Genomic DNA, 23886 nt, shown 5'->3' on the forward strand with positions numbered 1-23886 from the left:
GGAAGGCCCCCGGCTGCGTGCCGGGGGCCTTCCTCGTACGTGCCGTGTGCCGCTACGGACGCCGGGCGCTGGTCACGCGGTAGACGTCGTAGACGCCCTCGACGCCCCGCACGGCCTTCAGGACGTGGCCCAGGTGCTTGGGGTCGCCCATCTCGAAGGTGAAGCGGGAGGTGGCCACCCGGTCGCGGGAGGTCTGGACGGCCGCCGAGAGGATGTTGACGTGCTGGTCCGAGAGGACGCGGGTGACGTCCGAGAGGAGCCGGGAGCGGTCCAGCGCCTCGACCTGGATGGCGACGAGGAAGACCGAGGACTGCGTCGGGGCCCATTCGACCTCCAGGATCCGCTCCGGCTCCCGGGAGAGCGAATCCACGTTGACGCAGTCGCTGCGGTGAACCGATACGCCGCTGCCCCGGGTGACGAAACCGATGATCGGGTCGCCGGGCACGGGCGTGCAGCAGCGGGCCAGCTTCACCCAGACGTCCTCGACGCCCTTGACGACGACACCGGGGTCGGCGTTGGAGCGGCGCTTGGAGCGGCCGCGGGTGGGCGGCGCGGCCTCTTCGATGTCCTCGGTGGCGGCCTCCTCGCCGCCGAGCGCCTGGACCAGCTTCTGCACGATGGACTGGGCGGTGACGTGGCCCTCGCCGATCGCCGCGTACAGCGAGGAGATGTCGCTGTAGCGCAGCTCGTGGGCGAGGGTGACGAGGGAGTCGCCGGTCAGGATCCGCTGGATCGGCAGGTTCTGCTTGCGCATCGCCCGCGCGATGGCGTCCTTGCCCTGCTCGATCGCCTCGTCGCGGCGCTCCTTGGAGAACCAGGCGCGGATCTTGTTCCGGGCGCGCGGGGACTTGACGAAGCCCAGCCAGTCGCGGGAGGGTCCGGCGCCGGCGGCCTTGGAGGTGAAGACCTCGACCAGGTCGCCGTTGTCGAGGGTCGATTCGAGCGGGACGAGCCGCCCGTTGACCCGCGCCCCTATGGTGCGGTGGCCGACCTCGGTGTGGACCGCGTACGAGAAGTCGACGGGGGTCGCGCCGGCGGGCAGCGCGATGACGTCGCCCTTCGGCGTGAAGACGAAGACCTCGTTGCGGGAGAGGTCGAAGCGCAGGGACTCCAGGAACTCGCTCGGGTCCTCGGTCTCCTTCTGCCAGTCGAGGAGCTGGCGCAGCCACGCCATGTCGTTGAGGTGGTCGTCCTTGCCGGCCTTCTTCGGCACGTCGGCGCGGACCTTGGAGGCGCCGGCGACGGCCTCCTGCTTGTACTTCCAGTGCGCGGCGATGCCGTACTCGGCGCGGCGGTGCATGTCGAAGGTCCGGATCTGGAGCTCGACGGGCTTGCCGTTGGGTCCGATGACCGTCGTGTGCAGCGACTGGTACATGTTGAACTTCGGCATCGCGATGTAGTCCTTGAACCGGCCGGGGACCGGGTTCCATCGCGCGTGGACGGTGCCGAGGGCCGCGTAGCAGTCGCGGACGGTGTCCACGAGGACGCGGATGCCGACCAGGTCGTAGATCTCCGCGAAGTCACGGCCGCGGACGATCATCTTCTGGTAGACGCTGTAGTAGTGCTTGGGGCGGCCGGTGACGGTGGCCTTGATCCGGGCGGCCCGCAGGTCGGCCTGGACCTCGTCGGTCACTATGGCGAGGTACTCGTCCCGCTTGGGGGCGCGCTCGGCGACGAGGCGGACGATCTCGTCGTACATCTTGGGGTAGAGGATCGCGAAGGCGAGGTCCTCCAGCTCCCACTTGATGGTGTTCATGCCCAGGCGGTGGGCCAGGGGCGCGTAGATCTCGAGGGTCTCGCGGGCCTTCTTCTCCTGCTTCTCCCGCTTGAGGTAGCGCATGGTGCGCATGTTGTGCAGGCGGTCGGCGAGCTTGATGACCAGGACGCGCGGGTCCTTGGCCATGGCGACGACCATCTTGCGGACGGTCTCGGCCTGGGCGGCCTCGCCGAACCTGACCTTGTCGAGCTTGGTGACGCCGTCGACGAGGAGCGTGACCTGGTCACCGAAGTCGCGGCGCAGGTCCTCCAGGCCGTACTCGGTGTCCTCGACGGTGTCGTGGAGCAGCCCGGCCATCAGGGTCGCCGGGTCCATGCCGAGCTCGGCGAGGATGGTGGTGACGGCGAGCGGGTGCGTGATGTACGGGTCGCCGCTCTTACGCTTCTGGCCGCGGTGCCAGCGCTCGGCGACCTGGTAAGCCCGCTCGATCTGCCGGAGCGTCGCCGTCTCGATCTTGGGGTCGTTGGAGCGGACGATCCGCAGCAGCGGTTCGAGGACCGGGTTGTACGGGGAGGAGCGCTGGACGCCGAGCCGGGCGAGGCGGGCGCGGACCCGGTTGGACGAGCCGCCGGAGCGGGCGGGCGCGGGCCTCTCGGGGGCGGGGGGCACGGGGGCGGGCGCGGCAGGCGCGGGCCTGGTCTCCGCCGGCTTGTTCTGGGGCGTGCCGGTCCCCGGCGCGGCCTTCTCGGCCTTCGGGTCGGGCTGCGCGGCGGAGAGTGACTGGGCCTCGTCTGGCAAGAAGCGCTCCTCAGGGGGTCCCCCCGGACGGGGTCTGGGGGAGGTTCCGGGTCCCCCGGTCAGGCCCGGAAAGACCATGGTATCGAGCCAGGACTGCCCGTGCTCACGCGCCCGGGTTTCGGACCGCTCCCGAACGGGCAGTGCCGCGGGCGCCGGGGGGCTCCGGAGGACACGGAGGCGATCCGGGCGTCACCCCGGAGAACGCGGAGGGGCGCTCCGGGGATTCCCCGGAGCGCCCCGATCGGGGTGGACCCCGATGTCAGACCGTGATCAGCGCCGTGAGCGGCGCGCCGTTCAGGGCCGGCTCCAGCCGGGCGCGGCCCGGGAGGAAGCCGAGTTCCATGAGGACGGCGACGCCCGCGACCTCGGCGCCCGCGCGGCGGATCAGCTCGATGGAGGCCTCGGCCGTGCCACCGGTGGCGAGGACGTCGTCGATGACCATGACGCGGTCGCCCGCGACCAGGTCCTCGGCGTGCACCTCGATCTCGGCGGTGCCGTACTCCAGCTCGTACGCCTGGCTGAGCGTGGCACCGGGGAGCTTGCCGGCCTTGCGGACCGGGATGAAGCCCAGGCCCGCGCGGACGGCCACCGGAGCGGCCAGGATGAAGCCGCGGGCCTCCAGGCCGACGATCTTCGTCGCGCCGTGCGCGGAGCACAGTCCGGCGAGGGCGTCGGTGAGCGCCGTGAACGCGTCCGGGTCCGCGAGCAGCGGCGTGATGTCCTTGAACAGCACGCCCGGCTTCGGGTAGTCGGGGACGTCACGGATGCGGCTGAGCAGGAGTCCGCTGACGTCCTGGGCCTCTGCGGTCATCCTCGGTGCTCCCGGGTGCCGCGGCGGCCCGCCCGGGGACCGACGACGGCGGCCTCGGCGGACGGGTCGTCCGCCGCGTCCAGCGGCTCGCCCTTGGCGGCGGCGGAGGCTCGCTTGACCAGGATGCGCTTCCGGAGCGCCTTGATCGACGGCTCGCGCTCCTTGAGGTCGGCCACGAGCGGGGTGGCGATGAAGATCGAGGAGTACGCACCGGCGGCGAGACCCACGAACAGCGACAGCGAGATGTCGTTGAGCATGCCGGCGCCGAGGACGCCGCCACCGATGAAGAGCAGGCCGGCGACCGGCAGCAGCGCGACGACGGTGGTGTTGATCGAACGGACCAGGGTGCCGTTGATCGAGCGGTTGGCCAGCTCGCTGTAGGTGTAGCGGGTCTGCTTGGTGATGTCCTTCGTCTGCTCCTTGAGGGAGTCGAAGACGACGACGGTGTCGTACAGGGAGTAACCGAGGATCGTCAGCAGACCGATGACCGTGCCGACGGTGACCTCGAAGCCGACCAGCGAGTAGATGCCCACCGTGATCGTGAGGTCGTGGATGAGGGCGACGAGTGCCGCGAGGGCCATCCGCCACTCGAAGGCGATGGCCAGGTAGATCACCACGAGGATCATGAAGACCCCCAGGCCGGTCCAGGCCTTGTTGGCGATCTGCTCACCCCAGCTGGGGCCCACGAGCTCGGCCGCGATCTTGTCCTCGGGGACGTTCAGGTCCTTGGCGAGCTCCTCGCGGACCTGGTCGGACTTCGCGGTGTCGAGACCGCCGACCTGGATGCGGAGCGAGCCGCTGCCGAGCTCCTGGACGATCGCGTCGTGGCCGGAGGCCTCTTCCGCGTACTCCTGGGCCTGGCTGACGGAGACGTCCGTCTTCGGGGTGGTGAAGACGGCACCGCCCTGGAACTCGATGCCCATGTTGAGGCCGCGGACGGCCAGGGCGACGATGGCGGTGATGGTGATCAGGATGGACAGGCCATACCAGATCTTGCGGTTTCCGATGAAGTCGTAACCGACCTCACCGCGGTGGAGCCGGGCGCCGAGATCGCCGAGCTTCGACATCTCACGCCTCCTTCGCGTCGACGGGGGCGTGGGCACGGCGGGTGCGGCGCAGCGGCGGCTTGGCGCCGAGCCGCTTCGGGTCCAGACCGGACCAGGCGTGTCCGTTGCCGAAGAACTTGGTCCGGGCGAGCAGCGTCATGACCGGCTTGGTGAAGAGGAACACTACGACGATGTCGAGCAGGGTGGTCAGGCCGAGCGTGAACGCGAAGCCCTGGACCTTGCCGACGGTGACGATGAACAGCACGGCCGCGGCCAGGAACGACACGAAGTCGGAGACCAGGATCGTGCGGCGGGCGCGCGGCCAGGCGCGCTCGACGGCCGGGCGGAGCGTGCGGCCCTCGCGGAGCTCGTCGCGGATGCGCTCGAAGTACACGATGAACGAGTCCGCCGTGATGCCGATGGCGACGATGGCGCCGCAGACGGCCGGCAGGTTCAGCGCGAAGCCGATGGCCGGGCCGAGCAGGGCCATGATCACGTAGGTGAGGAGCGCGGAGACGCCGAGGCTGAGGATGGCGATCAGCGACAGGCCGCGGTAGTAGGCGACCAGGTAGATGACGACCAGGCCGAGACCGATGGCGCCCGCGACGAGACCGGCCTGCAGCTGGTCACCGCCGAGCGCGGCGGTGACGGTGTCGACGCTCTGGGTCTGGAAGGTGAGGGGCAGGGCGCCGTAGGACAGGATGTTGCCGAGGTCCTGGGCGGTCTGCTGGTTGAAGCTGCCGGAGATCTCCGCGCTGGCGCTGAGCGTCTGGCGCACGGAGGGCGCCGAGACGACGTCGCCGTCCAGGACGATCGCGAAGCGGTTCTGCGGGTCGGCCTGCTGGGAGAGCTTGCTGGTGATCGACTGGAACTTCTTGGAGCCGCTGTCCGTGAAGTCCATGGTGACGATCCACATGCCACGCTGCTGGTCGAAGACGCCCTTGGCGTCGTCGACGTCCTTGCCGTCGACCTCGGCCGGGCCGAGGAGGTACTTCGACCAGACGCCCGGGGCGTCCTCGCCGCAGGCCACGGTGGGCTCGGTCGGCTTGACGCCCTGGCCGGCGGCGGCGCGGGCCTTGGGGTCGAGGCAGTTCAGGGCGGTGAACTTCTGCTCCAGCGCCGCGGTGGCGGGGTCGGGCTTCGGGGTCGCCTGCGGGGTCCCGGTGGCCTTCGGCTTCGCGGAGGACGAGGAGCTCGCGGTGGGCGTCGGGCTCGGGGCCTTGAGGGCCTCGGTGAGCGCGCGGCCCTGCGTGGAGGCGGTGGCCGTCGGGGTGGCCGACTTCTCGGTCGCGGTGGCGCCGGAAGCGGAGGACTTCGGCTTCGGCGTGGCCGAGGGGGAACCCGAGGACGTCGCGCTCGGCGCCGGCTGGGGCGCGCCGCTCGTCACGGCGAGAACGGGCCGGAAGTAGAGCTGGGCGGTGGTGCCGACCTGCTCGCGGGCCTGCTTCTCGTTCGTCCCGCGAGGGATGTTGACGATGATGTTCTCGGCGCCCTGCGTCTGGACCTCGGCCTCGGAGACACCCAGACCGTTGACGCGGCGCTCGATGATGCCGACCGCCGTGTTCATGTTGGTCTCGTTGACCGCCGACTCCTGGCCGGGCTCGGCCTTCGCCTTGAGCGTGATCGACGTACCGCCGGCGAGGTCGATGCCGAGGCGCGGGGTGGTGTGCCCCGACCAGAACATTCCGCCGGTGAGCGCGACCATGGCGATCAGGATGATTGCCAGGGCGCGGCCCGGACGGCTCTGTCCCCCCGCCGGCCTTCGGCCCTTCTTCGGTGCTGCCACCTGTCGTATCTCCCTGTCCAACCGCCTCACGCCGGGTATGCGTGAGACGGCCACGAAGTGTGTGTGGGGACCTGCCCCCGCAGACGTGGAACCGTTCCGGGGACCGTGCACGCCGGTGGGCGTGCGCGCGGTCCCCGGCCGCGACTACTTCGCGTCGGTCTCGCCGTCGGCCTTGCCGTCCTTCTGACCCTCGGCACCGGTCTCCGCCGCGTCCGACTTCTTCGTCAGGTCGGCCTTCGGCGCGTCCTCGACGGTCCGGGTGTCCTCGGCGGCCTCGGTCAGCGAGGAGGCGTCGTCCGGGACGACGGTGTCGGTGTCCGACTCCTCGTCGTCGCCGTGGACGATGCGGTTGTACTCGGAGTCCTCGAGGACCGCGCCGATCGCGTTCTTGGCGTAGACGGCGTGCACGCCGGGCGCGACCTCGAGGAGGACGGTCTCGTCGCCGATCTCCTTGACGGTGGCGTACATCCCCCCGATCGTCCGTACGCCGGTGCCGGGCTGCATCTCGTCGCGCATCTGCGCCGCCGCCTGCTGCTTCTTCTTGGCAGAGCGGGTCATCAGGAACATGGCCCCGATGAGGACGATGAAGGGGAGGAGAGTCACGATGCTCACGGGACGGGTTTCCTTCGCACGGTCGCGGAGAAACCGCGGCCTGATCTTCGGGGGTGGGTGCGCCGACCAGAAAGGGCGGCATCGGCGGAGTCTAGGCGAGTCCGCATCGATGGAACAACGTCCAGCATCGCACCGTGGTTCCGGTCCGGGCGAGTGTCCGCACCGTCACGCCCCGAAGAGCCCCTGTTGTCCCGTTCCCGCGCCGCTCCCCGCGCCGCCCGGGCCCGCTGCCTGCGGCGGAACGAGTCCGAGGTGCGTCCACGCCGCCGGTGTGGCGACCCGGCCGCGGGGCGTACGGGCCAGTAGCCCCTCCCGTACGAGGAAGGGTTCGGCGACCTCCTCGACGGTCTCGCGCTCCTCCCCCACGGCGACCGCGAGGGTGGACAGACCGACCGGTCCGCCGCCGAAGAGCTTGAGCAGGGCCTCCAGGACCGCGCGGTCGAGCCGGTCGAGACCGCGGCTGTCCACCTCGTACACGCTGAGGGCCGCCTCGGAGATCTCCCGGGTGATCACTCCATCGGCCCTGACCTGGGCGTAGTCGCGGACCCGGCGCAGCAGGCGGTTGGCGATGCGGGGCGTGCCGCGGGAGCGGCCGGCGATCTCGGCGGCGCCGTCGGGGTCGATCTCGACGTCGAGGAGTCCGGCGGAGCGGTGGATCACGCGCTGGAGCTCGGCCGGGTCGTAGAACTCCATGTGTGCGGTGAAGCCGAAGCGGTCGCGCAGCGGGGGCGGCAGGAGTCCGGCCCGGGTGGTGGCGCCGACCAGGGTGAAGGGCGGGAGTTCGAGCGGGATGGCGGTGGCCCCGGGGCCCTTGCCGACGATGACGTCGACGCGGAAGTCCTCCATCGCCATGTAGAGCATCTCCTCGGCGGGCCGGGACATGCGGTGGATCTCGTCGAGGAAGAGGATCTCTCCCTCCTGGAGGGAGGAGAGGATCGCGGCGAGGTCGCCGGCGTGCTGGATGGCGGGGCCGGAGGTGATGCGGATCGGCGCGTTCATCTCGGCGGCGATGATCATCGAGAGGGTGGTCTTGCCGAGGCCGGGGGCGCCGGAGAGCAGCACGTGGTCGGCGGTGGCACCGCGCTGGCGGGCGGCCTTGAGGACCAGGTCGAGCTGCTGGCGGACCTTCTCCTGGCCGACGAACTCGCTGAGGTCCTTGGGGCGCAGGGCCGCCTCGACGGCCTGGTCGTCGCCCTCCGCGGAGGCGCCGACGAGGCGCGCGTCCGGCTCGGCGGTGCTGTCGTCGTCCCAGTTCACGGTGATGGTCTTCCTTCGTACGGGAGGTCAGCGGGCCCGGTTGAGGGTCTGCAGGGCGGCGCGGAGCAGCTGCGGTACGGGGGCGGTGCCGGTCTCGGCGATGGCGGCCTCGGCCTGCGGGGCGACGGCGCTGACGGCCTCCTCGGCCTCGCGGCTCGCGTAGCCGAGGCCGATCAGGGCGGCGGACAGCTGCTCGGTCCACGGCGCGGGGCCGGAGGCGGCCGCGCGCTGGGCGCCGACCAGGCCGCTGCTGCCCAGGGGGGCGCCGAGCTTGTCCTTCAGTTCGAGGAGGAGCTTCTGGGCGCCCTTCTTGCCGATGCCGGGGACGGCGGTGAGGGCCTTCTCGTCGCCGGTGGAGACGGCGAGGCGCAGCGCGTCGGGGCTGTGCACCCCGAGCATGGCCTGGGCGAGGCGGGGGCCGACGCCGCTGGCGGTCTGGAGGAGCTCGAAGACCTGCCGCTCGTCGTCGTCGGCGAAGCCGTACAGGGTGAGGGAGTCCTCGCGGACGACGAGGGAGGTGGCGAGCCTGACGTGCTCACCGAGGCGCAGGCCGGCGATGGTGTTCGGGGTGCACTGGACGGCCATGCCCACTCCCCCGACCTCGACGACGGCGGTCGTGGGGGCGAGGGCGGCGACGGGGCCGCTCACGAAGGCGATCATCGGGTTCGGCCTTTCACTGCGGAGGTGTGCCGGGCGGCGGCCTGCTGGAGACGGTTCTGGGCGACGGCCTGCTGCAGGCGGTTCTGGGCGGGGGCCCGCCAGATGTGGCAGATGGCGAGGGCGAGGGCGTCGGCGGCGTCGGCCGGCTTGGGCGGGGCGGAGAGCCGGAGCAGTCGGGTCACCATGGCCCCGACCTGGGCCTTGTCGGCGCGGCCGCTGCCGGTGACGGCGGCCTTGACCTCGCTGGGGGTGTGCAGGGCGACGGGGATGCCGCGCCGGGAGGCGCAGAGCATGGCGACCGCGCTGGCCTGGGCCGTGCCCATCACCGTGCGCACGTTGTGCTGGCTGAACACCCGCTCCACGGCGACCAGTTCGGGCGAGAAGCGGTCGAGCCACTCCTCTATGCCGCGCTCGATGCCGACCAGGCGCATGCCGATGTCGTCGTCCGCCGCGGTGCGCACGACGCCGACGCCGAGCATGGTCAGGGGCCGGCCGGCGACGCCCTCGACGACGCCGACGCCACAACGGGTGAGCCCGGGGTCCACTCCGAGTACGCGCATGTCGCCCCCTTCCTGATCGCAAGTCTGTTTGTGCAGGCTATCGGCCGCCACTGACAACGCAGCGGGCCGACGGGTGTGTCCCGTCGGCCCGCTGCTGAGAAGACCGCGATCAGGCGTCGACCTTCGCCATGACCTCGTCGCTGACGTCGAAGTTGGCGAAGACGTTCTGCACGTCGTCGCTGTCCTCGAGGGCGTCGATCAGCTTGAACATCTTGCGCGCGCCCTCCTCGTCGAGCTCGACCTGCATGCTCGGGACGAAGCTGGACTCGGCCGAGTCGTAGTCGATGCCGGCCTCCTGGAGGGCGGTACGGACCGCGACCAGGTCGGTGGCCTCGCTGATGACCTCGAAGTTCTCGCCGAGGTCGTTGACCTCCTCGGCGCCGGCCTCGAGCACCGCGCCCAGGACGTCGTCCTCGGACAGCTCGCCCTTGGGGAGCACGACGACGCCCTTGCGGTTGAACAGGTACGAGACCGAACCCGGGTCGGCCATGGAGCCGCCGTTGCGGGTCATGGCGACGCGCACGTCGGAGGCGGCGCGGTTGCGGTTGTCGGTGAGGCACTCGATGAGCACCGCGACGCCGTTCGGGCCGTAGCCCTCGTACATGATCGTCTGGTAGTCGACGCCACCGGCCTCGAGGCCGCCGCCGCGCTTGACCGCGGAGTCGATGTTCTTGTTCGGGACCGAGCTCTTCTTCGCCTTCTGGATGGCGTCGTAGAGCGTCGGGTTGCCGTCCGGGTCGGCGCCGCCGGTGCGGGCCGCGACCTCGATGTTCTTGATCAGCTTCGCGAAGAGCTTGCCGCGCTTGGCGTCGATCACGGCCTTCTTGTGCTTCGTCGTAGCCCATTTAGAGTGGCCGGACATCTGCCTGTCTCCTTCGCGTAACCAACTTCTTGAACGAACCCCAGAGATCCTACCGGGATCGTGTCACCGTTCGGCGCGCACCATGTCCACGAAGAGCTCGTGGATGCGGTGGTCTCCGGTGAGTTCGGGGTGGAAGGAGGTCGCGAGGGCCCGGCCCTGACGGACCGCGACGATGTGGCCCTCGTGCTCGGCGAGCACCTCGACCTGGGCGCCGACCGACTCCACCCACGGGGCGCGGATGAAGACGCCCTCGACGGGGGAGTCGATGCCCGCCACGGTCACACCGGCCTCGAAGGACTCGTTCTGCCGGCCGAAGGCGTTGCGGCGGACGATCATGTCGATGCCGCCGAAGGTCTCCTGGCCCGAGCGCGGGTCGAGGATCTTGTCGGCGAGCATGATCAGGCCGGCGCAGGTGCCGTACACGGGCATGCCGCCCGCGATCCGCTCGCGCAGCGGCTCCATCAGGCCGAAGAGGGCGGCCAGCTTGGAGATGGTGGTGGACTCGCCACCGGGGATGACCAGGCCGTCGACCTCGGCGAGCTCCTCGGGGCGCCGGACCGGCCTGGCCACGGCGTCCGCCGCGGCCAGGGCGATCAGGTGCTCCCGTACGTCGCCCTGGAGGGCCAGGACACCGATTACGGGCGTGCTCATGGGTGCTTACCAGCCCCGGTTCGCGTAGCGCTCGGACTCGGGGAGGGTGTCGCAGTTGATGCCGACCATGGCCTCGCCCAGGTTGCGGGAGGCGTCCGCGATGACCTTCGGGTCGTCGTAGAAGGTGGTGGCCTTCACGATGGCGGCGGCGCGCTTGGCCGGGTCGCCCGACTTGAAGATGCCGGAGCCGACGAAGACGCCCTCGGCGCCGAGCTGGCGCATGAGCGCGGCGTCGGCGGGGGTGGCGACACCACCGGCGGAGAACAGCACGACCGGGAGCTTGCCGAGCTCGGCGACCTCCTTGACGAGCTCGTACGGGGCGCGCAGCTCCTTGGCGGCGGCGAACAGCTCGTTGTTGTCGAAGCCGCGCAGCTTGGCGATCTCGTTCTTGATCTGGCGCAGGTGGCGGACGGCCTCGACGACGTTGCCGGTGCCGGCCTCGCCCTTGGAGCGGATCATGGCCGCGCCCTCGGCGATGCGGCGCAGGGCCTCGCCCAGGTTGGTGGCGCCACAGACGAAGGGGGTGGTGAAGGCCCACTTGTCGGAGTGGTTGACCTCGTCGGCCGGGGTCAGGACCTCGGACTCGTCGATGTAGTCGACGCCGAGGGACTGCAGGACCTGGGCCTCGACGAAGTGGCCGATGCGGGACTTGGCCATGACCGGGATGGAGACCGCGCCGATGATCTCTTCGATCATGTTCGGGTCGGACATGCGGGCGACGCCGCCGTCCTTGCGGATGTCCGCGGGGACCCGCTCCAGGGCCATGACGGCCACGGCGCCGGCGTCCTCGGCGATCTTCGCCTGCTCGGCGTTGACCACGTCCATGATCACGCCGCCCTTGAGCTGCTCGGCCATGCCGCGCTTGACGCGCGCGGTGCCGGTCTCGGGGGACTGGAAGTTGGTGGAAGGCGTGGTGGACACGGATACCTCACTCGTGACAACAGGGGTTGACGACAAGACGAGGAAACAGGCCACCCGCGGTCCGCATCAAGGGCCAATGTGGACCCGGTGGATCGTTTTCCCAGGTTACGGACGTCAGGCCGGACGATCGGCAAGGGCCGCGGGCGGCTCATCGTCCATTTCGAAGGCCAGCGGGAAGGGGGCGTGGCCCGCGAGCCGGAACCAGCGGACCTTGCGGTGGCGGCGCAGGGCGCGGGCGGCCCGGACGGCGTCGTTGTGGAAGCGGCGGGCCATCGGCACCCGGCGGACGGCCGCGGCCAGCTCCCCCGCGGCCTCCTCGCCGCCGGGCGCCTCCCGTACGAGCTCCACCTGCTCGGGCTCGCCGAAGACGGCCCGCAGCGCCTGGCTCAGCTCGCTCTCGGCGACCTCCCGGTGGTCCTCCTCCGCCTGCCGGGCCGCGTGCGCGGCCTCGTACAGCACGATCGAGGCGGCCGGGTCGAGGACGCCGGAGGTCGCGAGTTCCTGGGTGACCGAGGCCCGGCGCAGGAGCTGCGCATCCAGGGCGGCGCGTGCGGCGTCGATGCGCGAGTGCAGCCGGTCGAGCCGTCCGGCGGTCCAGCTCAGATAGACGCCGATGAGGATCAGCGCGACGACGGTCCAGATCAGGGTTTCGGTCACGGGCGCACAGGCTACCGGGGCGGTGGCAGCACGCCTTCCCAAAGGTCGTGGTCATGGGCGAACAGGACACGCGCGGGACGGCCGTCGGCGAGCTCGCCGAGCCGGTCGAGCCAGGGGAGGTGCGGGCTCCCGAACTCGTGGGCGAAGTCGTACGCCTGGCCGGCGAGGACCGTGATCCGGTCGCCGTGGTCGAGGACGAGCGACTGGTGGCCCTCGGTGTGGCCGGGCGTGGGCACGATCAGCACGCCCGGCGCGATCTCGTGCTCGCCGTCGAGCTCCTCGTACCGGACGCCGGGCAGGAGCGAGTCGATGGTGTACCCGCCGGCCCGGGCGACGGCGAGCTCGGTGCGCTGGACGAGGACGGGCGTGGCGGGGAAGAGCTGGTTGCCGCCGATGTGGTCGAAGTGCAGGTGGCAGTTGACGACGAGGTCGACGTCGTCCGGGCCGACGGGCAGGGGGTGCCGGACGGGGCGGTAGTGCGCGTCGGTCTCCGGGGACCCCGTCCCCATGCCGGTGTCGAACAGCAGCCTCACGCCCGCGTGCCGCACGAGATAACCGAGGACGGGTTCCACGCGGGGGTGGGGGCCTTGCCATTCGTGGGCGGGGCGGGTGAAGTGACCGAGGTCGAGTCGGCTGATCGTCTCCATGGGGCGACCTTGCCCGCGCCTGCGGCGGGCAATCGCCCGGCTGCTCCGGCTCGCTGCGGGCGGTCGCTCCGCGGGGCGGCGCGCATCCCGTGGTGGGCAGCCGTTCCGCCGGCGCGGCGCCCACCCCGTTGTGGGCGGTCGTTCCGCCGGGGCAAGGGGGTCCCCCCTGCTCGAGCGGAGCCGAGAGCTCGGGGGAGGGTGGGCACACGGAACGGCGCCCCTTGCCGGCGCCCGAGGCTCCTGGGCCTGGACCCGCACCCCGTGCACAGCTCACTTGTGGTGCGGGTCCAGGCGCGGAACGCGGAGGCGCCGCGAAGGGCGCCGTCCCGTGTGCCCACCCGTCCCGCCCAGCGGGACGACTGCCCCGCCCAGCGGGACGACTGCCCACACGGCGGGTGGCGGAAGCCCGGCCCCCACGGGGCGCCGGCCCGGCGGGCGCGGGCCCGCGTGGCAGGGGGCCGGGCCGGCCCAGTGGGTGGCCTACAAGCGCAGGCGGGCGCGCAGGCCGGACGCGCGTTCGTCCGTGTCCACCGCCGCCGCCCCGTCCGTCACCGTCTCGTACACGGCGAGGATGTCCGCCCCCACCGTCGACCAGTCGAAGCGGCGCACGTGCGCCGAACCCCGGGCGCTGAGCCCGGCGCGCCGGTCCCCGTCCCCGAGGAGCCCGATCGCCGCGTCCGCGAGCGCGTCGGCGTCCTCGTTGGCGAAGAGTTCGCCCGCCGCTCCCTGGTCGAGGACCTGCGCGAAGGCGTCCAGGTCGGAGGCGAGGACGGGCGCGCCGGCGGACAGCGCCTCGACGAGGATGATGCCGAAGCTCTCGCCGCCGGTGTTGGGCGCCACGTACACGTCGACGCTGCGCAGCAGCCGCGCCTTGTCCTCGTCGCTGACCATGCCGAGGAACTCGACCCGCGACCGCATCTCGCGCGGCAGGGAGGCCACGGCCTCCTCCTCGTCGCCGCGCCCGGCCACGAGCAGCCGGGTGCCGGGGCGTTCCGCGAGGATCTTCGGGAGGGCCTTCATGAGGACCGGCAGGCCCTTGCGCGGCTCGTCGATCCGCCCGATGAAACCGAGCGTGCCGCCCTGCCACTCCTTCTTCGGTTCGGCGCGGGCGAAGAAGTCGACGTCGACGCCGTTGGGGATGACGACCGCGTCGCCGCCGAGGTGCTCGACGAGCGTGCGCCGGGCGTACTCGCTGACCGCGATGCGGGCGCTGATCTTCTCCAGCGCGGGCTGGAGGATCGGATACGCGGCGATCATCGCCCGCGAGCGCGGGTTCGAGGTGTGGAAGGTGGCGACGATCGGCCCCTGCGCCGCCCAGCAGGTGAGCAGCCCGAGCGACGGCGAGGTCGGCTCGTGGATGTGGACGACGTCGAAGGTGCCGTCGTGCAGCCAGCGGCGGACCCGTGCGGCGGAGAGGAAGCCGAAGCTGAGCCGGGCCACCGAGCCGTTGTAGGACACGGGCACGGCGCGGCCCGCGGAGACCACGTACGGCGGCAGCGGGGTGTCGTCGTCGGCGGGGGCGAGGACGGAGACCTCGTGGCCGAGCCGGATGAGGTGCTCGGCGAGGTCGCGGATGTGGAACTGGACGCCGCCGGGCACGTCCCAGGAGTACGGACAGACGATCCCGATCTTCACGCGCCCGGTCCCTCCCGCTCGTCCAGGTCCGAGAGCCACAGTCGTTGCAGCATGTGCCAGTCCTCCGGGTGGTCCGCGATGCCGGCGGCGAACGCGTCGGCGAGCGCCTGTGTCATGACGGACGTCTTCTCGGCCCGCGTACCTGACTCGGGTACGTCGACGGGCGGGTGGATCCGCCCCTTCATGACCGGCGTGTCGTCGTACCAGAGCGTCACGGGCAGCAGCAGCGCGCCCGTCTGCTGGGCGAGGATCGCCGGGCCGGCCGGCATCCGGGCCGTGTCCCCGAAGAACGTGACCTCGGTGCCGGAGGCCGACAGGTCGCGGTCGGCGACCAGGCAGACCAGGCCGCCGGCCCGCAGCCGGCGCGCGAGCGTGCCGAAGGCGGAGCCGCCGGTGTGCGGCAGGACCTCCATGCCGAGGGACTCGCGGTAGGCGACGAACCGGTCGTACAGCGACTCGGGCTTGAGCCGCTCCGCGACCGTCGTGAACGGCACGCCGAGCGAGCGGGTCACCCAGACGCCCGCGAGGTCCCAGTTGGCCAGGTGCGGCAGGGCGAGGACGACGCCGCGCCCGGAGGCCAGGCCCTCCTCCAGGTGGTGGCGGCCCTTGATGTCGATGGACCGCTCGACCCGTTCCCTGGACCAGGTCGGCAGCCGGAAGGACTCCATCCAGTACCGCATGTACGAGCGCATGCCGGCCCGTGACAGTTCGGCGAGCCGCTGGGGCGTGGCGTCCGGCACCACGCGCGCGAGGTTGGACTCCAGGCGCAGGACGCTCTTGCCGCGCCGCTTCCACGCAAGGTCGGCGATCCGCCGGCCGAGGCCCGTCGCCACCGGCTCCGGCAGCTTCTTCACGGTCGCCCACCCGGCGCCGTACAGCCCGTCGCTCAGCCGCTCTTTCAGGGTGCTCACGAGGCCGCCCCGCCGCCCCCGGCCGCGGCGGCGTCCGCCTCGGCCGATTCCCGGCGCACGGTCACCACGCGCTGGCCCAGGGTGACGGCGCTGCCGACGGCCACGATCCACAGGGCGATCGGGAGCAGGACCTCGACGCCGGGCACGCCGAACTCGTGGAGTCCGGCGAGGCCCGCGGCGACCAGCGAGATCACCAGGCGTTCGGCGCGCTCGACGAGGCCGTTCACGGCGACGGGCAGGCCGATCGATTCTCCCCGGGCCTTGGTGTACGAGACGACCTGGCCGCTCGCGAGGCAGAAGATCGCCACGGCGCACAGGATGTCGTCGTCGCCCTTGCCCGCGTACCAGAGCGCGAAGCCGCCGAAGATCGCGCCGTCGGCGACCCGGTCGAGCGTCGAGTCGAGGAAGGCTCCCCATCGGCTGGAGATCCCCGCCTGCCGGGCCATGTTGCCGTCGACGAGGTCGGAGAAGACGAACAGGGTGATGACGATCGTGCCCCAGAAGAATTCTCCGCGGGGGAAGAAGACCAGCGCACCGGCCACCACCCCCGCCGTGCCGATGAGCGTGACCGCGTCGGGGCTGACGCCCCGCCGGAGCAGAAACGCGGCGAACGGTGTGAGGACACGCGTGAAAAAGGCACGCGCGTACTTGTTCAGCATGGCCTTCCCGAGGTTCGGTGGGCCGCGCGGCCCCTACGACCACCGGCTCGCCCATCGTAGCCACGCCCGTCCCGGCGCACCGGCGGGCACCCGCCCCGTCGCGTCGACGCCCCGCCGACGTCCCTCCGGCGGGCCCCGGCGTGTACGACGTATGGACGCTTCCCGACGTCGGTGCAAAGCTCGAAGGACCACCGCGGGCACCGCAGGAGCCGTACCGCGACACACCACTCCCCCGCGCCCGCGTCCCGCCGCATCGTGCGAGCAGTCGGGAGGAAACATCATGGGTGACAAGGCGAAGACGCCCGCCGGAGCCGCCGGCAGGGCTCCTACGGCCGACCGGCCCTCGGCCGTGCGGAACGTGGTGCTGGTCGGCCACAGCGGATCGGGCAAGACGACCCTCGTCGAGGCCCTGGCACAGACCGCCGGAGCGGTCAACCGGGCCGGACGGGTCGAGGACGGCGCCACCGTCTCGGACTACGACGAGATCGAGCACCGCCAGCAGCGGTCCGTACAGCTCTCCCTCGTCCCGGTCGGCTGGGACGGATACAAGATCAATCTCCTCGACACCCCCGGGTACGCCGACTTCGTCGGGGAGCTGAGGGCCGGTCTGCGCGCGGCGGACGCGGCCCTCTTCGTCGTCTCGGCGGCCCAGGAGGCCGACGCCGTCGCCGCCTCCACCCGCATGATCTGGGAGGAGTGCGCCGCCGTCGGGATGCCCCGCGCCATCGTCGTCACCCACCTCGACACGGCGCGCACCGATTTCACCGAGCTCACCGCCGTCTGCGCCGAGCTCTTCGGCCGGGACGACCCCGACGCCGTCCTCCCCCTCTACCTGCCGGTGCGCGGCGCCGAGGGCGCCGACGGGCACGCGCCCGTCACCGGCCTGGTCGGCCTGCTCTCGGAGCGGATCTTCGACTACTCCTCCGGGGAGCGCCGGGAGAACCCGCCCGACGAGGCGCAGCGGGAGCTCATCGCGGAGGCCCGCGCCCGGCTCATCGAGGGGATCATCGCCGAGAGCGAGGACGAGACCCTCATGGACCGCTACCTGGGCGGCGAGGAGATCGACGTGAAGACCCTCGTCGACGACCTGGAGAAGGCCGTCGCCCGGGGCACCTTCCACCCGGTGCTCGCGGCCGCCCCCGCCGCCGACGGCGGGTCGCAGGGCCTCGGCACCCTGGAGCTCCTGGAGCTGATCACCGGCGGCTTCCCCTCCCCCCTGGAGCACGAGGCGCCCGTCGTCACCACCCCCGACGGCCGCTCCCGGCCCCCGCTCGCCTGTGACCCCGAGGGGCCGCTGGTCGCCGAGGTCGTCAAGACGGCCGCCGACCCCTACGTGGGCCGGATCTCCCTGGTCCGGGTCTTCTCCGGCACCCTGCGTCCCGACGAGACCGTGCACGTCTCCGGGCACGGCCTCGTCGACCCGGCCCACGACGGGCACGAGCTCCACGAGGCGGACGAGCGGGTCGGCGGACTCACCTCCCCCTTCGGCAGGCAGCAGCGCCCGCTCGCGGAGTGCATCGCCGGAGACCTGGCCTGTGTCGCCCGGCTCGGCCACGCCGAGACCGGCGACACCGTCTCCGCCAAGGACGATCCGCTCCTGATGGAGCCGTGGACCATGCCGGAGCCGCTGCTGCCGATGGCCGTCCAGGCCCACGGCAAGGCCGACGAGGACCGGCTCTCGCAGGGTCTCGCCCGGCTCGTCGCCGAGGACCCGGCCCTGCGGCTCGAACAGAACCAGGACACCCGGCAGGTGGTGCTGTGGTGCCTGGGCGAGGCCCATCAGGACGTCGCCCTGGAGCGCCTGCGCGGCCGGTACGGCGTGCAGGTCGACGCCGTGCCGTACAAGGTGGCGCTGCGCGAGACCTTCGGGAGCGCCGCGTCGGGCCGGGGCCGGCACGTCAAGCAGTCCGGCGGCCACGGCCAGTACGCCATCTGCGAGATCGACGTGGAGCCGCTGCCGCCGGGCAGTGGCATCGAGTTCGTCGACAAGGTGGTCGGCGGGGCCGTCCCGCGCCAGTTCGTCCCCTCCGTCGAGAAGGGGGTGCGGGCGCAGGCGGCGCGCGGGCTCGCCACCGGCCACCCGCTGGTCGACATCCGGGTCACCCTGCGGGACGGCAAGGCCCACTCGGTGGACTCCTCCGACGCCGCCTTCCAGACCGCCGGGGCGCTCGCGCTGCGCGAGGCGGCCGCCGACGTGCCCGTCCACCTCCTCGAACCGGTCGCCCAGGTCGACGTCCTCGTCCCCGACGAGTACGTCGGCCCGGTCATGAGCGACCTGTCGGGGCGGCGCGGCCGGGTGGTCGGCACCGATCAGGCCGGTCCCGGGCGGACCGTGGTCAGGGCCGAGGTGCCGGAGATGGAGATCGGGCGGTACGCGATCGACCTGCGCTCGATCTCGCACGGCACCGGCCGGTTCGACCGCACGTACGCCCGGCACGAGCCGATGCCGCCGCACCTGGCGACGAAGATCCGCGAACAGGCCGAAAAGGGCTCCTAGTTGACGGAGCACCAGGGGTGGACGTCCGCCCGGCGGCTGCCGGGCGGACGTCATTCGGCCGACGACGTCCACAGGCCGTGACGCATCCGGCCGTACCCGGTTACGCTGTGGTGCCCAGCTCAGAAGGTGTGCGGGGCGCGGCAGTTGGGAACAGCCCGCACAGGTACTCGCGCGCGATGGGGGCGGCAGTGGCGATCGACGGTTTCGGACCGGGGGCTCAGATCCCCCTCCAGAGCTCGGGAGGCGGCACGGGCGCGACGAACGCGCTCGCGTCCGCCGCGTACCGGGACAGCCCCCTCAAGACCATCCAGGAAGCCGACAACGAGCTCTACAAGACCACGGTCAAGGAAGGGAAGTGGGGGCTCTTCAGCCCCGACCTCGGCGAGGCCTTCTCCCGCGCGGTCCAGGTCCGGATGCTCGGCGGCGCCCGCAAGGCCCTGATCCAGTCCTTCGGGGCCGAGCCGCAGCCGGTGGTCGAGCACTGCCTCGCCGCCACCCACCTGCGCAGGCAGCGCGACATCAAGCTGACCCTGGTCACCTTCTTCTGCGGCGTCCTCTTCCTGCCCGGACTGCTGCTCTGGCTCGGCGTCATCCAGCTCCGCCGCCTCGTCGCCGGCTCCGAGAGCCAGCGGAACAGCGCCGTCGGCACGGCCCTCCTCTGGGCCGCCGGGATCTTCGCGGCGCTCGTCCTGATCAAGCTGCCCTGGGACGGAATCCTGGCGAACTACCTGCGCGCGATGGTCGTCGCCCCGGTCGTCGGCTGGTACCTCGCGAGCCGGATCTGTCTGAACGCCGCGGTCGACCTGCGCGAGCGCTGGTCCGGTCTGCTCGGCGGCGGCGGGATCGGCCCGCACGTCCCCAAGTCCGTCCCCCACGACCCGGGCGAGAAGTCGGCGGAGGCACTGCGGGTCAACCTGGAGAAGCTCTCCGCGGAGCAGCAGTCCAACATCGTCTTCTACGCCGGCACCAAGGGGATCCTCGGTCTGGGCACCCGCTGGGGCAGCTGGACGCTCGCCGAGGAGCTGGTCCCCCAGCCCGGCCGGGAGCTCCACGCCTTCCGCGCCTGGGACGTCATCCGCCGGATCCACGACGAGCTGACGCTGCTGGAGCGCGGCTCCCTGAAGACCGGCTTCCCCAAGCCGACCGTCAAGCACTGGATCGTCTCCCCGGTCGGCGAGGGCGCCGACGAGGTCACCCGCCCCGAGAACGACAACATCGTCCACTACCAGGTCAAGCCGCACGAGATACAGCGCATCTGCAACGACCAGCAGTTCGGCGCGGGCAACCGGCACTACCTGGGCGTCCAGTTCACGCTCTGGGACGGGAATCTCGTCCTCACCATGATGGTCACCGTCACCTCGCTCCACCACACGCTCCGGATCGAGGTCACCGGCCACGCGCTCGGGCCCGTCCACGGCCTCTTCACCACGAAGCCGAAGGCGAAGACGAAGGAGGTCGCCAAGACCGTCCGCTTCTGGGAGACGAAGGAGATCCAGCAGCCGCTGCTCACGACCAACGACATCGTGCGGCTCGCGGTGCGCGCCCCGCTCACCTGGTACCCGCCGGTCCTGGACTTCCTCGGCGGCAAGATGGTCCTGCCCGAGCCGTTCGGTCTGCGGCACGTCTGGGCCGGGCCGCTCTGGAAGAACCGCTTCATGGCCGACGACGCCATCCGCATGGCCACGCCCGTGCTCCGGGCCGTCCACTCCGCCACGCTCAAGGTGCTCGACGAGCACAACGTGGACACGGAGCGCTTCACCGCCCGCTCGCTGATCCTCAGCGGCGGCGTCCAGGACCCGGGCCCGAAGAAGGCCGACGTCTACGACGCCTGACCCGGGTCCTCCGCGGCGCCCGGCGGATCAGAGGGTGGCCGGCCAGGCGTCGGCCAGCATCTTCCGGGTGTCGGCGAGCAGCTGGGGCAGCACCTTGGTGTGTCCGACGACCGGCATGAAGTTCGTGTCCCCGCCCCAGCGCGGCACCACGTGCTGGTGCAGGTGCGCGGCGATGCCGGCGCCGGCGACGGCGCCCTGGTTCATGCCGATGTTGAAGCCGTGCGCACCGGAGGCCGCCCGCAGCGCGACCATCGCGCGCTTGGTGAAGGCGGCGAGCTCGACCGTCTCCGCCTCGTCGAGGTCGGTGTAGTCGGCGACGTGGCGGTACGGGACGACCATCAGGTGTCCGCCGTTGTACGGGTAGAGGTTGAGCACCGCGTACACGCCCTGGCCGCGCGCGATCACCAGACCGTCCTCGTCCGACTTCGACGGAATCACGCAGAACGGGCAACCGTCCTCGGCCCCCGGCCCGGTCGGCTTGTTCTCGCCCTGGATGTACGCCATCCGGTGAGGCGTCCACAGGCGCTGGAACGCGTCCTGCGTCCCCACTCCGATCTGCTGCTCCGGCTCAGTCGTCATGCTGAGCAGCATATTGCGTCGCCCGTTCGGAACGTGTCGTCGGGGCGGAAGATCCGTGCAGCGGCCATGCTGATCCGATGAGAGACAGGCCGCCCATTCCTCCGGAGCAGGAGCGCTGGGACCGTCGAATGGAGATCCCGCTGACGGTGACCTCCCTCGTCTTCCTCGGCAGCTACGCGATGCGGATCCTCGGCCGCGACCTGCCTGCCGGCTGGCACGACTTCTGCCTCGCCCTCCTGTTCTCCTCCTGGGCCGTGTTCGTCGCCGACTACGCGGTGCGCCTCAAGCTCAGCGGTCTCGGCCCGCTGCGCTTCGTGCGCCACCACTTCCTGGACACGGTGGTGCTGATCCTGCCGCTGCTGCGGCCGCTGCGGGTGGTGACCGCGTACGACCGGGCCCAGCGCCGGCACCAGGAGCCCCGGCTCACCCTCTACGCCCGCGTCATGGCGTACGCGGGGCTCTCCGCGACGCTGCTCGGTTTCGCCGGCGCGCTCACCGTCTACGACGTCGAGTACGGCGCCCCGGGCGCGTCCATCATCACTTTCGGCGACGCGGTGTGGTGGGCCTGCGCGACGCTGGCGACCGTGGGCTACGGGGACGTGGTGCCCGTGACGCCGGTGGGCCGGCTGGTCGCGGTGGGCATGATGGCCTGCGGCCTGGCCCTGCTCGGCGCGGTGACAGGCTCGTTCTCGTCCTGGCTGATCCAGGTCTTCCGCCGGGAGGGCGAGGACTGACAGGACCGACGTACGGGGAGGCCCCCGGGGTGATCCCCGGGGGCCTCCTGATCGCGAGACGCGTACGTCAGACCTGGACGCGGTCCTCGACGACCTTGGCGAGCTTGGCGATCGCCTCGTCGACGGGGATGCCGTTCTCCTGCGAGCCGTCGCGGTAGCGGAAGGAGACGGCGCCGGCGGCCATGTCCTCGTCACCCGCGATGATCATGAAGGGGACCTTCTGCTTCTGGGCGTTCCGGATCTTCTTCTGCATCCGGTCCGAGGAGGAGTCGACCTCCACCCGCAGGCCCTTCTTCTTCGCCTTGGCGGCGAACTCGTGCAGGTAGTCGACGTGCGCGTCGCCGATCGGGATGCCGGTCGCCTGCACCGGGGCCAGCCACGGCGGCATGGCGCCCGCGTAGTGCTCCAGGAGCACGGCGAAGAAGCGCTCGATCGAGCCGAACAGCGCGCGGTGGATCATGACCGGGCGCTGCTTGGTGCCGTCCGGCGCGGTGTACTCCAGGTCGAAGCGCTCCGGCAGGTTGAAGTCGAGCTGCACGGTCGACATCTGCCAGGTGCGGCCGATGGCGTCGCGCGCCTGCACGGAGATCTTCGGGCCGTAGAAGGCGGCGCCGCCCGGGTCGGGGGTCAGCGGGAGGCCCTGCTTCTCGGCGACCTGCTGGAGGACCGCGGTGGCCTCCTCCCACACCTCGTCGGAGCCGACGAACTTCTCCGGGTCCTTGGTCGACAGCTCCAGGTAGAAGTCGGTCAGACCGTAGTCGCGGAGCAGGTTCAGGACGAAGGTGAGGGTCTTGTCCAGCTCCTCCGCCATCTGCTCGCGGGTGCAGTAGATGTGCGCGTCGTCCTGGGTGAAGCCACGGGCCCGGGTGAGGCCGTGGACGACGCCGGACTTCTCGTACCGGTACACGGTGCCGAACTCGAACAGGCGCAGCGGCAGCTCACGGTAGGAGCGCCCGCGCGCGTCGAAGATCAGGTTGTGCATCGGGCAGTTCATGGGCTTGAGGTAGTAGTCCACGCCCTCGTCGAGCTGCATGGGGGGGTACATGCCCTCGGCGTACCAGTCCAGGTGGCCGGACTTCTCGAACAGCTTGCCCTTGGTGGCGTGCGGCGAGTAGACGAACTCGTAGCCCTCCTCCTCGTGGCGCTTGCGCGAGTAGTCCTCCATGACCCGGCGGATGATGCCGCCCTTGGGGTGGAAGACCGCGAGGCCGGAGCCGATCTCGTCCGGGATGGAGAAGAGGTCGAGCTCGTTGCCCAGCTTGCGGTGGTCGCGCTTCTCGGCCTCGGCCAGGAAGTCGAGGTGCGCCTTCAGCTCGTCCTTCGACGGCCAGGCGGTGCCGTAGATGCGCTGGAGCATCGGGTTCTTCTCGCTGCCGCGCCAGTAGGCGGCCGCGTTGCGCATCAGCTTGAACGCCGGGATGTTCCGGGTGGTCGGCAGGTGCGGACCGCGGCAGAGGTCCTTCCAGCACAGCTCGCCGGTCTTGGCGTCGAGGTTGTCGTAGATGGTCAGCTCGCCGCCGCCCACCTCGACGTTCGCGCCGTCCTCGGTCGACGCGGAGCCCTTGAGGCCGATGAGCTCCAGCTTGTACGGCTCGTCCGCCAGCTCCTCGCGGGCGGCCTCGTCGGTCACCACGCGGCGGGCGAAGCGCTGGCCTCGCTTCTGGATCTCCTGCATCTTCTTCTCGATGACCTTGAGGTCCTCGGGGGTGAAGGGCTTCTCGACGTCGAAGTCGTAGTAGAAGCCGTCCCGGACCGGCGGGCCGATGCCCAGCTTGGCCTCGGGGAAGAGCTCCTGCACGGCCTGGGCCATGACGTGCGCGGTCGAGTGGCGCAGGATGTCGAGACCGTCCGGGGAGGAGATCTCGACGCCCTCGACGACATCGCCGTCGGCGAGCTCGTACGACAGGTCCTTCAGCTCGCCGCCCACGCGGGCGGCGATGACGGTGCGGTCGTCGGCGAACAGGGCGCCGGCGGTGGTGCCCGCGCTCACCGCCCTCTCCTCTGCTTCCGAGGCGGACTGGACGGTCACACGGACATCAGACACGGGTGCTCCA

General features: G+C 71.4%; 21 protein-coding genes. 3 read left to right on the forward strand and 18 right to left on the reverse strand.

The features are described from left to right. Positions 1-52 precede the first annotated feature (52 nt). The 16 genes from K7G60_RS04610 to pgsA all read right to left on the reverse strand — a co-directional run bounded on the left by K7G60_RS04610 (position 53) and on the right by pgsA (position 16190). The gene (locus K7G60_RS04610; RefSeq protein ID WP_225799493.1) at positions 53-2515 is read right to left on the reverse strand and encodes a bifunctional (p)ppGpp synthetase/guanosine-3',5'-bis(diphosphate) 3'-pyrophosphohydrolase; all 2463 of its coding nucleotides are present in this window, start codon (positions 2513-2515) and stop codon (positions 53-55) included. Positions 2516-2774: 259 nt separating this feature from the next. Further along, a complete protein-coding gene (locus K7G60_RS04615) occupies positions 2775-3326 on the reverse strand; it encodes an adenine phosphoribosyltransferase (RefSeq protein WP_225799494.1) in 552 nt (183 codons plus the stop codon). Next, the gene (gene secF / locus K7G60_RS04620; RefSeq protein WP_225799495.1) at positions 3323-4393 is read right to left on the reverse strand and encodes a protein translocase subunit SecF; all 1071 of its coding nucleotides are present in this window, start codon (positions 4391-4393) and stop codon (positions 3323-3325) included. The genes K7G60_RS04615 and secF overlap by 4 nt, the downstream gene beginning before the upstream one ends. Before the next feature lies 1 nt (position 4394). Continuing rightward, positions 4395-6158, reverse strand: coding sequence for a protein translocase subunit SecD (gene secD / locus K7G60_RS04625; protein ID WP_225799496.1), 1764 nt, complete (start codon positions 6156-6158; stop codon positions 4395-4397). Positions 6159-6302: 144 nt separating this feature from the next. Beyond that, positions 6303-6770 carry a preprotein translocase subunit YajC gene (gene yajC / locus K7G60_RS04630; RefSeq protein WP_225799497.1) on the reverse strand — a complete coding sequence of 156 codons (468 nt, stop codon included), beginning with the start codon at positions 6768-6770 and terminating at the stop codon, positions 6303-6305. A gap of 165 nt (positions 6771-6935) precedes the next feature. After that, a complete protein-coding gene (ruvB, locus tag K7G60_RS04635; RefSeq protein ID WP_225799498.1) occupies positions 6936-8027 on the reverse strand; it encodes a Holliday junction branch migration DNA helicase RuvB in 1092 nt (363 codons plus the stop codon). A 27-nt stretch (positions 8028-8054) separates the two neighbouring features. Further along, on the reverse strand, positions 8055-8687 hold the full coding sequence (ruvA, locus tag K7G60_RS04640; protein ID WP_225799499.1) for a Holliday junction branch migration protein RuvA: 633 nt from the start codon (positions 8685-8687) through the stop codon (positions 8055-8057). Beyond that, on the reverse strand, positions 8684-9247 hold the full coding sequence (ruvC, locus tag K7G60_RS04645) for a crossover junction endodeoxyribonuclease RuvC (RefSeq protein ID WP_225799500.1): 564 nt from the start codon (positions 9245-9247) through the stop codon (positions 8684-8686). The genes ruvA and ruvC overlap by 4 nt, the downstream gene beginning before the upstream one ends. Positions 9248-9356: 109 nt before the next feature. After that, a complete protein-coding gene (locus K7G60_RS04650; RefSeq protein WP_225799501.1) occupies positions 9357-10109 on the reverse strand; it encodes a YebC/PmpR family DNA-binding transcriptional regulator in 753 nt (250 codons plus the stop codon). A 63-nt stretch (positions 10110-10172) separates the two neighbouring features. Next, positions 10173-10760, reverse strand: coding sequence for a pyridoxal 5'-phosphate synthase glutaminase subunit PdxT (pdxT, locus tag K7G60_RS04655; protein WP_225799502.1), 588 nt, complete (start codon positions 10758-10760; stop codon positions 10173-10175). Between the two features lie 6 nt (positions 10761-10766). Further along, a complete protein-coding gene (gene pdxS, locus K7G60_RS04660) occupies positions 10767-11681 on the reverse strand; it encodes a pyridoxal 5'-phosphate synthase lyase subunit PdxS (protein ID WP_225799503.1) in 915 nt (304 codons plus the stop codon). 114 nt (positions 11682-11795) lie between these two features. Further along, positions 11796-12338 (reverse strand): hypothetical protein, encoded by a 543-nt coding sequence (locus K7G60_RS04665; RefSeq protein WP_225799504.1) that lies wholly within the window; start codon positions 12336-12338, stop codon positions 11796-11798. An 11-nt stretch (positions 12339-12349) separates the two neighbouring features. Continuing rightward, positions 12350-12985 (reverse strand): MBL fold metallo-hydrolase, encoded by a 636-nt coding sequence (locus K7G60_RS04670; RefSeq protein WP_225799505.1) that lies wholly within the window; start codon positions 12983-12985, stop codon positions 12350-12352. Between the two features lie 480 nt (positions 12986-13465). After that, entirely contained in the window at positions 13466-14620 is a 1155-nt protein-coding gene (locus K7G60_RS04675) for a glycosyltransferase family 4 protein (RefSeq protein ID WP_225799506.1), read from the reverse strand. Further along, positions 14617-15522: a phosphatidylinositol mannoside acyltransferase gene (locus tag K7G60_RS04680; RefSeq protein WP_263985531.1), complete on the reverse strand. Its 906-nt coding sequence runs from the start codon at positions 15520-15522 to the stop codon at positions 14617-14619. Before K7G60_RS04680 ends, K7G60_RS04675 begins: the two co-directional genes overlap by 4 nt. Before the next feature lie 5 nt (positions 15523-15527). Then, a complete protein-coding gene (gene pgsA / locus K7G60_RS04685) occupies positions 15528-16190 on the reverse strand; it encodes a phosphatidylinositol phosphate synthase (protein WP_225799508.1) in 663 nt (220 codons plus the stop codon). A gap of 280 nt (positions 16191-16470) precedes the next feature. On the opposite strand from pgsA, the gene K7G60_RS04690 reads away from it, so the two are divergent. Both K7G60_RS04690 and K7G60_RS04695 read left to right on the forward strand, forming a co-directional pair. After that, complete coding sequence (locus K7G60_RS04690) at positions 16471-18687, forward strand: elongation factor G-like protein EF-G2 (protein WP_225799509.1); 2217 nt, start codon at positions 16471-16473, stop codon at positions 18685-18687. Positions 18688-18863: 176 nt separating this feature from the next. After that, positions 18864-20519, forward strand: a complete 1656-nt coding sequence (locus K7G60_RS04695) for a hypothetical protein (protein ID WP_225799510.1) — start codon at positions 18864-18866, stop codon at positions 20517-20519. Between the two features lie 27 nt (positions 20520-20546). Here K7G60_RS04695 and K7G60_RS04700 read toward each other — a convergent pair whose 3' ends face one another. Further along, positions 20547-21110 carry an HIT domain-containing protein gene (locus K7G60_RS04700; RefSeq protein ID WP_225799511.1) on the reverse strand — a complete coding sequence of 188 codons (564 nt, stop codon included), beginning with the start codon at positions 21108-21110 and terminating at the stop codon, positions 20547-20549. A 65-nt stretch (positions 21111-21175) separates the two neighbouring features. On the opposite strand from K7G60_RS04700, the gene K7G60_RS04705 reads away from it, so the two are divergent. Beyond that, positions 21176-21832: a potassium channel family protein gene (locus K7G60_RS04705; protein ID WP_225799512.1), complete on the forward strand. Its 657-nt coding sequence runs from the start codon at positions 21176-21178 to the stop codon at positions 21830-21832. Between the two features lie 67 nt (positions 21833-21899). Here the strand turns inward: K7G60_RS04705 and thrS are convergent, their stop codons facing one another. Further along, complete coding sequence (gene thrS, locus K7G60_RS04710) at positions 21900-23876, reverse strand: threonine--tRNA ligase (protein WP_225799513.1); 1977 nt, start codon at positions 23874-23876, stop codon at positions 21900-21902. Between the last annotated feature and the right edge of the window lie 10 nt (positions 23877-23886).

Origin of the sequence: Streptomyces sp. NK15101 (genome assembly GCF_020400725.1) — a bacterium.
Lineage (GTDB): Bacteria > Actinomycetota > Actinomycetes > Streptomycetales > Streptomycetaceae > Streptomyces.